The sequence below is a fragment of the Thermoleptolyngbya oregonensis NK1-22 genome (assembly GCF_032705245.1).
Lineage (GTDB): Bacteria > Cyanobacteriota > Cyanobacteriia > Elainellales > Elainellaceae > Thermoleptolyngbya > Thermoleptolyngbya sichuanensis.
In genome coordinates this window covers 2,838,695-2,850,965 of sequence record NZ_CP053540.1, presented here as the reverse complement: position 1 = coordinate 2,850,965, position 12,271 = coordinate 2,838,695, and the positions used below count along the sequence as shown (strand labels likewise).

Genomic DNA, 12,271 nt, shown 5'->3' with positions numbered 1-12,271 from the left:
CCCCTTTCAGCACAAACACCATCTAGAGGGTAATCAGGGCGGCAATCTGAGCGATCCGCCGACCGCACCTGCTGCGCCGTTTCTCAGCCTCACCGCCGATCGCCAGGTCGGAGGGGGTTTGGGGGACGCGCTTTATCCCCTAAGAGGAGATTTTTGGGAAAAGCGTCCCCCAAGGATTGCTGGCTTGGAAAGCGCTACCCGCCGCAGAACCCCGCCCCACAAAAAAGCCGCCTCTGCGAATGCAGAGGCAGCAAGTTCATACAAATGTACTAAAATCAAATTACTCTTGGGGCAGTAGCGACATGATTTGCTCAACAAACCGCTGGTGATCCACCACGGGCTTGGAGATATAGTCGTCGGCTCCGCTCTGCTTCAGGAAATTCTCGCGATCGCCCTCCATCGCATGAGCCGTAACCAGGATAATCGGCAAATCCGCCGTTTTGGGATCAGCCTTCAGCATTTGGGTAATCTTAATGCCGTCCACGGGCTTGCCTTGATAGACGCTGTGCGACAGCGACACGTCCATCAAAATGATGTCCGCCGCTCGCGCCGTGGCAATCTCCATGACCTCATCCACATTCTCGGTATGGCGAACTTCTAGCCCGCCCCGCTTGGTCAAAATCTTGGAAAAGACACGCGCGTTAATTAAATCGTCTTCAACAATTAGAACGGTCTTCATACCTATGGCTTAAGCTCCCCACTATTCACCCTTACTTAAAAGAATGAAACATTTCTAACCAAGACAGTTAGGCTACATGATGAAGAAATATAAAAGAGGAATAAAACCTGAGCATAGCATTTCAAAACATTTCAAAACCGTTTTAATGGCGATCGCCCCTTCCTCCTATCCCCTCGGTTAATTCGCACCAGCCAGATTCCCCCCATCGCCCCCAAGCCCGCGCTCTACTTGCAGATTCTCTGCAATTCAGTAATGCTGCTGATAAATGCGAAATTAGCGCTATGGTTGGGTTTCGGGCATCGCTTACGCCCCTGTTCTCTCGCTCGTTTCACCTGCCTTTTAGTCCTTAAACACGCTCATGGCTAGACAGCTCAACCTCTCCGCCGGCCAAGTGGTGGCCACAGCGCTGCATACCGAAGTGCAGCAATCCTATCTCGAATACGCGATGAGCGTCATCGTGGGGCGGGCGCTGCCGGACGTGCGCGACGGGCTAAAGCCTGTGCATCGCCGCATCCTCTACGCCATGCACGAACTGGGACTAACGCCCGATCGCCCCTTCCGCAAGTGCGCCCGCGTGGTGGGGGACGTACTGGGTAAATATCACCCCCACGGCGACCAGGCGGTGTATGACGCGCTGGTGCGGATGGTGCAGGATTTTTCCAGTCGCTATCCGCTGCTGGGCGGCCACGGCAACTTCGGCTCCGTAGACGACGACCCGCCCGCCGCCATGCGCTACACCGAAACGCGTCTTGCCCCTATCAGCCATGAGGCGCTGCTGACGGAAATTGGCGAAGCCACGGTCGATTTCATCCCCAACTTCGACAACTCGCAGCAGGAACCCGTCGTGCTGCCGGCCCAGTTGCCGACGCTGCTGCTGAATGGATCGTCCGGTATCGCCGTGGGCATGGCGACCAACATCCCGCCCCATAACCTGGGCGAAGTGGTGGACGGGCTGGTGGCGCTGATCGACAACCCCGACCTGCCCGATGACCAGCTTTTTGGGCTGATTCCTGGCCCCGACTTTCCCACAGGCGGCGAAATCGTGGGCACGGAGGGAATCCGCGATGCCTATACCACCGGGCGCGGCAGCATCGCCATGCGCGGCATTGCCCAGTTTGAAGAAATTCAGCCGGGCCGGGGTCGCCATCGCCGCACTGCCATTGTCGTCACAGAACTGCCCTTCCAGGTCAACAAAGCCGCCTGGATTGAGAAAATTGCCGACTTGGTGAACCAGACTCGGATCGAGGGCATTCAAGACATTCGCGACGAGAGCGATCGCGACGGGATGCGCGTGGTCATTGAACTCAAGCGCGAAGCCAACCCCCAGCGGGTGCTGAGCCAGCTTTATAAGATGACCCCACTGCAAAGCAACTTTGGCGCAATTTTTCTGGCGCTGGCCGACGGGCAGCCACGCCAGATGCCGCTGCGGGAGCTATTGCAACAGTTCCTCGCCTTCCGCGAAGAAACCCTCACCCGCCAATACAGCTATGAGCTAGACAAGGCAGAAAGCCACATTCACATCCTAGAAGGGTTGCTGCGGGCGCTGGCAAATTTGGATCGGGTGATTGAAATTTTGCGGAACGCGCCCGACGGCGGCGCGGCCAAGATCCAGTTTCGAGAAGAGTTCGACTTTAGCGATCGCCAGTGTGATGCCATCCTCTCCATGCCGCTGCGTCGCCTCACCGGGCTGGAACAGCAAAAACTCCAAACCGAGTACGACGAAACCGCTGCCCGAATGCAGGAACTCCGCACCCTCCTGAGCAACCGCCGGGAACTGCTGAAATCTCTGAAAAAAGACCTGCGGGCCCTCAAGAAAAAGTTTGCCGACCCGCGCCGCACCCGTCTGCAAACCGAAACCGAGCGGGCTGAGGAAGCTGAAACCCTGGCCGAAATTGCTGAAGAAGTGCTTGAGGAAGAAGTGGTGCTGGAGTTTACCCAGCGCGGCTACGTGCGCCGCTCCACCCCTAAAGCCTTTGAGCGGCAGCAGGCTAAGCAAGAAGACATTCCGCCCAAAACGCTGATCGACAGCGAAGACCCCGCCCTGCAAACCGAATCGGCGCTGACCACGCAGGAGCTACTCGTCCTCACCCGCAGCGGCAAAGCCTATACGCTGACGGTAGGCGATATTCCCCCCACCTCGCGCCAGTCGCGGGGAACGCCCCTGGTGACGCTGCTGCCGCCGGGAGCGCAGACCGGAGACGATGCCATTGTGGCGCAGTTTGTGCTGGCTCCAGAGTTTTTGGAAAGCCTAGATTTGGTGATGCTGACGGCCCAGGGGCGGATCAAGCGGGTGCCGCTGGCGGAGTTTACAAACCTGACCGGGCGGGGACTGACGGCGCTGAAGCTGAAAGACGGCGACACGCTGCAAATTGCGCTGCTGGCGGCTGAGGGCGAACAGCTTGTGCTGGCGACCGCAGGCGGACGGATGCTGCGGTTTGAAATCAACGAAGACCAGCTTCCGGTGCAAAGCCGCACTGCACAAGGCTTGCAGGCTATTCGCCTGGGCAAGCAAGAAACCCTGGCGGGCTGCGTTGCGCTGACGGCGGACGACGAGATCCTGCTGATTTCGCGCCAGGGCATGGGCAAGCGGCTGCCCGTGCGGAGCCTGCGTCTGGCGAATCGTGGCGACTTGGGTCAGGCGCTCCAGTTTGTGGCCAAGACGGATGCGGTGGTGGGGCTGGTGCCGGCCTACGACGGGACGATGGTCACCGTGCTGACCAGTGGCGATCGCCTCGCCCGCCTTCCTGCCGAGTCCTTCCCCAGCGGCACGACAAGCGGCGAAAAACTGCTCAAGCTTGCCAAAACCGAGTCCATTACTACCCTCATTCCCGCCCTCTTGCCCGCCGAAGATGAGACTGAAGAGGCTCAGGATGAGCAATAGTCTTTCTCCTTCTCAAATTCCAGCCGCAGCAACCCACAGCGTGCCCTGATTTGATGTTTTTTGTGCCGAGAGTGTAATCGTAAAAACACCCAATTACAGCGGGCGATCGCCCTCGTTTCCAAGAAAGTTCTCTAATTTTGTCGATGGCCTGTAAAGTGCTGCTTCTTACAGTAGAAGACTCAAACCTTTAAATTCACCCAATATATCGGTTCACTCAATCCGTTCCCTGAATGTTTTCTCCCAACCAATCGCAAATAAGGGTCTTATTCCCAGCGCTAGTTTTTGATAGCTGCTCGGTCGAAACAGACAGCCCCAAAATGACGGTCGAAGCGGTTCAAGAGGAACCTTCACCCAACATCCACTCGGCAACGTTTGCAGATATAATTCGATTTCCGAATGGCTCAGGGTGAAATGTTCTTGCTACCGTGCCATCAGGCGCTCCGGCATCACGGCAACTAAGTCTAGCTGCTCCGAGTTTTTTCTATTTTCAATTACTAAGCAGGCGATGATTTGCCATCCTTGGTTGGCACCGATCGCTGCATTCATAACATCAGCCATAGTTTGACTAGGGACATGAACCCTGAACAGTCTCTTCCGCCTCCAGAGTCTGGCGACGCTGTTACGGGTTTTCCCATCCGTCCGTCCATCTACGATGAGCGCATCGGAAACCCAGCCGCCAGACCCCTCACCGATCTTGAAGCGAATCCCGTCTTGCAAGTCCTCTTTGGGCTGTCTTTTGACGCAGTGCTGGCGTTTGACGATGCGGGCTATTGTCGGGCTGCCAACCCAGCAGCCAGCAATCTTCTGGCACTGCCTGTGGACGCACTGTGTCAGCGGCGACTCCAGGATTTTGTGCCGCTAGAGTACCAGTCTGAGACTGCTTGGGCCCACTTTTTGCGCGATCGCCAACAGTCTGGACAAACGCTAATTCTAAAAGCCGACGGCCGTTTGCGCTGGGTCGCCTATCGGGCGATCGCCGCCGGACTTGCTCCAGATCTGCACCTGACAATTTTGCGAGATCTGGGCGATGCCCATGATTCTGAAAACAACCCTGAACGAGAGGCTAACAAAGAGGCTGACAAAGGGGCTGACAAAGGGGCTGAAAACCTGGAGGGGCGATCGCTGGCTGATATGCAGCAGACCCTTGCAACCGAACAACAGGCAATTGAGCGAGAGCGCTTCATCACCCGGCTAGCACAAACCATCCGCCAGTCGCTCGATTTGCAGACCATGCTCCACGCCACAGTGGAACAGGTGCGACACTTCCTCACGGTGGATCGGGTGCTGATCTACCAGTTTCAGCCCGACTGGAGCGGCAAAGTCGTCGCCGAGTCGGTCGCTCGCGACCCTTTATCACTGCTCGATCGAGTCATCGAAGATCCCTGCTTCGCAGCATCCTTGTCCCTCCCCGACTCGCATCCCTACGTGAGTGGTCGCATCCATCGCGTCAACGATGTGCAGCGTGATGATTTGTCTGACTGCTATCGAGAGATGTTGACCCAGCTTCAGGTGCGGGCGGTGCTGATCATTCCCATCGTCGTGAAAGATCGGCTGTGGGGACTGCTGGTGTCTCACCATTGCACCGCGCCGCACCAGTGGGATGCCCTTAGCGAAGACCTGCTGCAACAGCTCAGCACCCAACTGGCGATTGGCATTTCCCAAGCCGAACTGTATCGACAAACCCAACAGCAAGCCCAAAAAGAACAGCTTGTGAACCAGCTTGTCCAATCTGTTCGCAATTCTCTGGATTTGCAAACGGTTTTCGCCAACGCCACGACTGCGATCGGCGAAATGCTGCGGCTCGACCGGGCGGAACTGGTGCGCTATCAGCCTGAACAAGGCTGCTGGATCAATGTATGCAGCTATCGCAACCGCCCAGAATTGCCTGATGCCAACGGGGTGGTCATTCCCGATGAAGGCAATCCAATCGCAGCCGGGCTAAAACAACTCCAAGTGATGCACGTGAGCAGCTTGGCCAATGAACCCGACCCCATTAGTCAATCCTTTGCGGAGCATTTTCCGGGTGCGTGGATGCTGGTTCCGATTCCCCGAATTGGCATAGCCGAAACGGAGGCGGCAGAGCGGCGGGTGTGGGGGTCGCTATCGCTGAACTATCAGCAACCGTCGCGGCAGTGGCAAAGCTGGGAGTTGGAAACGGTGCAGGCGGTGGTTGATCAATTGGCGATCGCCATTCAGCAGGCGAGCCTGTATCAGTCAGTGCAGCGGCTAAATGATGATTTAGAACATCAGGTCGCCCATCGCACTGCTCAATTGCAGCAAGCGCTAGAGTTTGAGGCGCTGCTAAAGCGAATTACTGACAAAGTGCGCGACAGCCTGGACGAAGCCCAGATTTTGCAGGGCGTGGTGGAGGAAGTTGGGCGCGGATTGCCCGGTATCTTGTGTTGCCGGACTGCGACCTACAGCCCTGACCTGCAAAGCAGCGTCATCGGCTATGAGTACGCGACCTGGCTGCCCAGCGCCGAGGGGCAGGTCGTGCTGTTTTCCGACAAGCCAGACCTGTATCGACAACTGCTGGCGGGGCTGCCTTTTCAGTTTTGCCAAATGGCTCCTGATCCCGTGCCCCAGATGCAAGAATCTCTGGCGGTTCTGGCGTTTCCGGTGTTTGACGATCAGGGGATTTTGGGCGATATCTGGCTATTTCGAGAGCGCCAGCAGTGGTTTAACGATGCGGAGATTCGCCTCGTGCAGCAGGTCGCAACGCAATGTGCGATCGCCATCCGGCAGGCCCGACTTTATTACACATCGCTGTCTCAGGTCGAAGAGCTAGAGCGGCTCAATCGCCTCAAGGACGACTTTCTCAGCACGGTGTCCCATGAGCTACGCACGCCCATTGCAGGCATCAAGATGTCGATTCAGCTTTTGGAAATTCACCTGAATCGGCTGGGCATTTTGGGCGATCGCAGCAACCCCATCACGCGCTACTTCCAAATCTTGCAAGACGAGTGCCAGCGCGAATCAGACCTGATCAACAACCTGCTTGACCTGTCGCATCTCGATGCCGAGGTCGATCCGCTGCTGCCTAGCGAAGTCCGCCTCGATCTCTGGGTGCCGCACATCGCCGAAGCGTTTATCGAGCAGACCCGCGACAATCAGCAGCAGTTGTTCATTAACGTTGCAGCAAACCTGCCCCCGCTCATCACCGACTCGTCCTACCTGGAGCGCATCTTGACGGAACTGCTGACCAACGCCTGCAAGTATACCCCCGCTGGAGAGCGCATCACCGTCGAAGCCAGACCGTGGAACCGACCGCACAACCACCAACAGAGTAGCCAATCTTTCGCCGACCCAGCCGAGCCAACCCATCCCAACACGCCGACCCTCTTCCAAATCTGCGTTACCAACACAGGGGTTGAAATCCCTGAAGCGGAGCGCGATCGCATTTTTGATCGGTTCTATCGCATTCCCAGCAACGATCCCTGGCGCTATGGCGGCACAGGACTGGGGCTGGCGCTGGTCAAGCGGCTGGTGGAACGACTGGGCGGGGCGATCGCCGTTGAAAGCAGCCACACCGAAGACAGCCGGGGAGAAACCTGCTTCACCGTTACGCTGCCCAGCTTGGAGTTGACCTCAAGAGAGCGCTAGGGAGCAGGGGCAGGGCCGAGGAGCTTTCTGAAGCATTTCTGAAGCATTTCTAAAGCATTTCTCGTCATCGCCTTATCCGCTTGTTTCCCATCACCCAGCCACTCGTATCGGCCCTTCCACGCTGCCCGTAAAAAACTGCCGCATGGCTGGATTGTCCGTCGTGTCGATCTCCTCCACTCGCCCTTCCCACTGCACTTTGCCCTCATGCAGAAAAACGATGCGGTCGGCAGTGCGGCGAATGGTGCTGTGCTGGTGGGTCACAATGGCGTAGGTGGTGCAGCCATCCTCGGTGCATTGCAGCTTGCGGATCAGGTCTTCAATCACGGTGGAGGCGATTGGGTCTAGCCCGGCAGTTGGTTCGTCATAGAGCAGCAGTTCAGGATTATCCGCCGGATTGTCGGGGTTTTTTAGGATGGCGCGGGCAAAGCTGACTCGCTGGCGCATCCCGCCAGAGAGTTCCGACGGATAGCGATCGCCCGTTCCTGGCAACCCCACCATTTCCAGCACCCGCTCCACCTGCTGACGAATTTGGTGACGCGGCAACCGAGAGTGCTGATACAGCAAAAAGCCAACGTTTTCATCCACCGTCAGCGAATCGAACAGCGCCGCCCGCTGAAACACCATACCCACGCCGAAGGGATCTTTGCCCTCGTCTACCAGCCCCATGCGGCGCTGCCCTTTCAGATAAATCTCGCCTGCATCCGGCGCGATCAGCCCCGCAATCAGGCGAAGGATGGTTGATTTTCCGGTGCCCGAAGGGCCGATGATGCCCACTGCCTCATTGGGATAAATGGCCAGATCTACTTCGTCTAGCACGATGCGATCGCCAAAGGCCTTGCTCACACCGCGCAATTCAATCAACGGTTCGCCCATGCTTTGCGCCTGTGTGCCTGCTTCCAGTGTGCCTTCCCCCAGGGTGCTTGCTTCCAGCGTGCCTGCTTCCAGTGTGCCTGCTTCCAGTGTGCCTTCCCCTGGTGTAACTGCTTCCAGTGTGCCCTCTTTTTGCATCCGCACGTTCGCTTCGTACATATATCCCGCCGACTAGTATCCCGCCGACTAGCATCCTACCAACTGGCATCCCTCCGGCTACCCAAATGATAAGACCACTCTCGCAAAGCCGCAGTAGTTGCAGAGTGAAAGGGTCTCTCCGCCCCAGGTACGCGAAAGCTGGCGCTCTCAAAAAATAAACCGTGGATTCAATCGAGATAGGCTAATATCCTTGCAGCGGAAGTTCCTTGCAGCGGAAGTAGACCAAATTTGACCCTAAACACCTAAACACTAAACACCTAAACACTAAACACCTAAACACCTAAACACCTAAACACTAAACAACAGTGGCGTAAGCAGTGGCGTAAGCAGGAACGTGCAAGTAGGAAAGTGTAAGCAGGAACGTGCAATCACGGGGAAGCTTCCAAAACTTCATCACGAATTCATCAAGACTTTACACGAGCGCATCCCACAGCCCTAATTTATGACTAGTTTATGACTAGTTTGATGGGTAACTAAGATGGGTGACATTGCAGCGTCATCCGGTTACGACTTCACTTGTGAAATGCCCCGCGGCTAGAGCATTATCAGAGCGTGATAAGGTTTGCAAAGCCCAATCCGATTTCCAGAGTATAAGCTGATACGCAGCGACGCTGCCCTTTTGCCTTAGCCAGGTCACCATGTCAAACGGACTCCTAAAGCACGCCCTCCAGGCCATCAAGCCTGAGCCGCGCCTCCGCCGGGCCCACCTACCCAAAAAGCCTGCACCCAGAGCCACAAGCCGCCATCGCACGCCCCATCGGGTGAATCAATGGTTCAAGTGGCTATCGCCGGGGCTATCGGTCAAGCGGTGGCTATTTATCACCGTTGGGGGCTGTCTGCTGCTGCTGCTGGGGATTGCGATTTGGTCGCGTCAAACGCCAATTTTTCGCTTGGGGCAGCTAATTGGGGATGTGCTGGAAGTCATCACGCGGATTGTGCCGAACTATATCAGCGGGCCGCTCGTGATGCTGGCGGGTGTGCTGCTGGTGTTTTGGGGGCAGACGCGCAGTTTGGGGTCAATTACTGAAGTGCTGATGCCGGGAGAAGAGGAAGAACTGGTGGATCGGCTGATGGCCCATCGCCGTCTGAATCGGGGGCCGCGAATTGTAGTGCTGGGCGGCGGCACGGGTCTGTCTACGCTGCTGCGGGGGCTGAAGCACTATAGCGCCAATATTACGGCGATTGTGACGGTGGCGGATGATGGCGGGTCGTCGGGGCGACTGCGGCGGGAGATTGGCGTGTTGCCGCCGGGAGACATCCGCAACTGTCTGGCGGCGCTGGCCGATGAGGAAAAGCTGCTGACGGAGCTATTCAAATATCGCTTTCAGGCGGGCGATGGGCTGGTAGGACACAGCTTTGGCAATTTATTTTTGACAGCGATGAGCGAGGTGGCGGGCGATTTGGAGCAGGCGATCGCCGCCAGTTCCAAGGTTCTTGCTGTGCGGGGGCAGGTGTTGCCTGCAACCCTGAGCGACGTGCGCCTCTGGGCCGATTTGGAAGACGGCCGCCACATCGAGGGCGAATCAAACATTACCGAAGCCCAGGGCAAAATTGTGCGAATTGGCTGCACGCCCGCAAATCCGCCTGCGTTGCCCCGCGCCCTGGCCGCCATTGAGGATGCAGACTATATCATCATCGGCCCCGGCAGCTTATATACCAGCATTATTCCCAATCTACTGGTGCCAGAAATCGTAGAGGCGATCGCCCAGCGCCAGGTGCCCCGGATTTATGTGTGCAACGTCATGACCCAGCCCGGCGAAACCGATGGCTATGCGGTGTCCGACCATATCCGCGCCATCGACCAGGTGACCCAGGGCAAGCGCCTGTTTGACGCAGTTCTGGTGCAAAAGAAAATGCCCTCTGCCCACTCGCTCATCCGCTACGCCCAGGAAGGCTCAAATCCGGTTTACTTTGACCGAGAAGGCGTGATGCAAACAGGTCGCCGCGTAGTCATCGCCAACGTCATCGACGAAGAAGTCGAGACGGGCCTGGTGCGCCACGATAGCGATCGCCTCGCCCGCATCCTGCTGCGCTGGTATAGCCGCGTAGCCGGGATTCGGTAGCGGAGTCACCCCTCTAGCCCTGCTGCTGCATATACAAGAACGCCCCCACTTCTGCGGGACTGGGCTGGGCGGCGATCGCCCCTGGGCGCGTGGTCGTCAGGCCCCCCACTGCCGAGGCATAGGTCACGATTTGCCGGGCCAACTCAGGATTGGCCAGGGCAGCGATTCCCTGCTGACAAATTTGGTGCAAAAATCCAGCGACGAAGGCATCGCCTGCGCCCGTCGTGTCTTCCACTTCGACCGGGAAGGCCGGAACGCGCCCGTCGTTACCGCTGAGGCAATAGGCACAGCCCTTGTCGCCATCGGTAATCAGCACCCCTTCCAGATTATCCAGGCGATGGGCAATGATGGCGGGGTCGCGGGTTTCAAACAGCCAGTCGGCCTCTTCGGCGGAGAGCTTCAGAAAATCGACCCGCTTGATCAAAGCATGAATCGGCTGCCGAGCCGCTTCGGGTTCGGCCCAAAACACGGGCCGCCAGTTGACATCCACCAAAATTTTGACAAAGTATTGCTCCGCCAATTCCAAAGCGCGGGCGATCGCCCCAGCCGACTCTGGATAGGCCAACTCCAGCGTACCTAGCACCAAAAAATCGGCATTGGCAAACAGATCTTCGGGCAAAGCATCGGCTTGCAGGCGCGTATCGGCAAAGGCATCGGAGGGCCGCCCGCCAAATCCAGCAAAATGGCGATCGCCCGCCTCATCCCGCACTACGTACACACCCCGCGTCGGCGCAGTGTCGTGCCGCTGAATGCCCGCTCCGTCCACCCCTGAGGCCAGCAGCAGCTTCACCAGCGCATCCCCCGACTCATCGCTGCCCACACAGCCCACAAAGCCAGACGGCGTACCCAGCTTTGCCAGAGCGCAGGCCACATTTGCTGGCGCACCGCCCGGATACGCAGTCCAAGACATCACCTGCTCCATCGGTTTCCCCGGCTGATCGGCTAGATAATCCAGCAACACCTCACCCAAACAAAGCACACGCGGCTGTGTCATCTTGCTAATCCATCATTTCCTGTAGTTGAGCAACCATCCGTTCCCGAAACTCCAAGTCGGTATTTGCCAGCCCCAACAATTGCAGATATTCTCGCTGGGTCAGCCCTGCCGCCTCGATCAGGCGCAGCGCCTCCAATTCCACCTCTTGCTGCACCCGTTGGGATTCTAGCTGAGTTTCCGCAGCCTGTAGCTCCCCCTCGCGGCTTTCCACGAGTTTCAACACCTTGAGATAGGCCTGCACAAACTGGTGAACCTTCTCAGTAGAAATATCTTCTGCGCTCAGGCTGGTCGGCGGCAGGGGTTGGTCAATGGGCACAGGCGTTCCTGCTTGGGGCGCAAGCTCGGCCGCATTCCCCGCCGCCGCACCCATCAGCAGCAGTCCGACTAAGCAGCCCAGCAGCAGTGCGACGAGCGATCGCCCCCTCCGTCCAGCCCGCTCTTGCCAACCTGTTCTACGGCGCAATCTCAGCATCGGTCAAGTTTCACTTCCTTCAGAATAGCCCAGCCCTCTTGCCTAATCTGACCCATTAGGCCATCAGAACTTGATTCACAGATAGATTTAACAACAGTTTTGCAAAACATCCGCCTAAAATTGAAGTATCGAGTAGGTACATATACGTGACAGTGCAGACTATGGGGGTTGACGAGTCTCAAAACTCTAGTTCTCTTTCCGATCGGGAACTGCAAATTGTTGAACTAGTGGCAGCAGGCTTAACCAACCAGGAAATTGCCGAGAAGCTAGAGATTAGCAAGCGCACAGTCGATAACCACATCAGCAATATTCTGACCAAAACCGCAACGGGCAACCGCGTAGCACTGGTGCGTTGGGCGTTGCAGTGGGGAAAGGTTTGTCTGGATGAGGTGAACTGCTGCGTACTGCCCACGAACGGGGCAATTTCTAAAGCGTCTAGTCCCCCGCCTGATCCAGCACTCCAATCTGAAGTATCTGAATCTGCGGCAGTGATGACGGAAGCAGGGGATGATGTGGCTACGGAAATAGGGGCTGAATCGGTCAATCTCGA

At 57.2% G+C, this 12,271-nt stretch carries 8 protein-coding genes and 1 pseudogene; 4 read left to right on the top strand and 5 right to left on the bottom strand.

Annotated features, from left to right (window positions below):
* Positions 1 to 280 precede the first annotated feature (280 nt).
* Positions 281 to 679 (bottom strand): response regulator, encoded by a 399-nt coding sequence (locus HNI00_RS12205; RefSeq protein WP_172358233.1) that lies wholly within the window; start codon positions 677 to 679, stop codon positions 281 to 283.
* A 358-nt stretch (positions 680 to 1,037) separates the two neighbouring features.
* On the opposite strand from HNI00_RS12205, the gene gyrA reads away from it, so the two are divergent.
* Positions 1,038 to 3,560 carry a DNA gyrase subunit A gene (gene gyrA, locus HNI00_RS12200; protein ID WP_316786520.1) on the top strand — a complete coding sequence of 841 codons (2,523 nt, stop codon included), beginning with the start codon at positions 1,038 to 1,040 and terminating at the stop codon, positions 3,558 to 3,560.
* A gap of 420 nt (positions 3,561 to 3,980) precedes the next feature.
* Here gyrA and HNI00_RS12195 read toward each other — a convergent pair whose 3' ends face one another.
* A complete protein-coding gene (locus tag HNI00_RS12195) occupies positions 3,981 to 4,118 on the bottom strand; it encodes a hypothetical protein (RefSeq protein ID WP_316786518.1) in 138 nt (45 codons plus the stop codon).
* Between the two features lie 15 nt (positions 4,119 to 4,133).
* On the opposite strand from HNI00_RS12195, the gene HNI00_RS12190 reads away from it, so the two are divergent.
* A complete protein-coding gene (locus tag HNI00_RS12190) occupies positions 4,134 to 7,163 on the top strand; it encodes a GAF domain-containing protein (protein WP_316786515.1) in 3,030 nt (1,009 codons plus the stop codon).
* Positions 7,164 to 7,253: 90 nt separating this feature from the next.
* Here the strand turns inward: HNI00_RS12190 and HNI00_RS12185 are convergent, their stop codons facing one another.
* Positions 7,254 to 8,036: an ABC transporter ATP-binding protein gene (locus tag HNI00_RS12185; RefSeq protein WP_420156353.1), complete on the bottom strand. Its 783-nt coding sequence runs from the start codon at positions 8,034 to 8,036 to the stop codon at positions 7,254 to 7,256.
* Between the two features lie 794 nt (positions 8,037 to 8,830).
* Here HNI00_RS12185 and HNI00_RS12180 point away from each other — a divergent pair.
* Complete coding sequence (locus HNI00_RS12180; RefSeq protein WP_316786512.1) at positions 8,831 to 10,255, top strand: gluconeogenesis factor YvcK family protein; 1,425 nt, start codon at positions 8,831 to 8,833, stop codon at positions 10,253 to 10,255.
* Positions 10,256 to 10,268: 13 nt separating this feature from the next.
* Here HNI00_RS12180 and HNI00_RS12175 read toward each other — a convergent pair whose 3' ends face one another.
* Positions 10,269 to 11,249, bottom strand: a complete 981-nt coding sequence (locus HNI00_RS12175) for a carbohydrate kinase family protein (protein WP_316786510.1) — start codon at positions 11,247 to 11,249, stop codon at positions 10,269 to 10,271.
* 4 nt (positions 11,250 to 11,253) lie between these two features.
* A complete protein-coding gene (locus tag HNI00_RS12170) occupies positions 11,254 to 11,721 on the bottom strand; it encodes a DUF4168 domain-containing protein (protein ID WP_316786508.1) in 468 nt (155 codons plus the stop codon).
* A gap of 161 nt (positions 11,722 to 11,882) precedes the next feature.
* Here HNI00_RS12170 and pedR point away from each other — a divergent pair.
* Positions 11,883 to 12,137, top strand: a pseudogene (gene pedR / locus HNI00_RS22155) (photosynthetic electron transport-dependent transcriptional regulator PedR); the annotation flags it as partial.
* Positions 12,138 to 12,271: the final 134 nt, after the last annotated feature.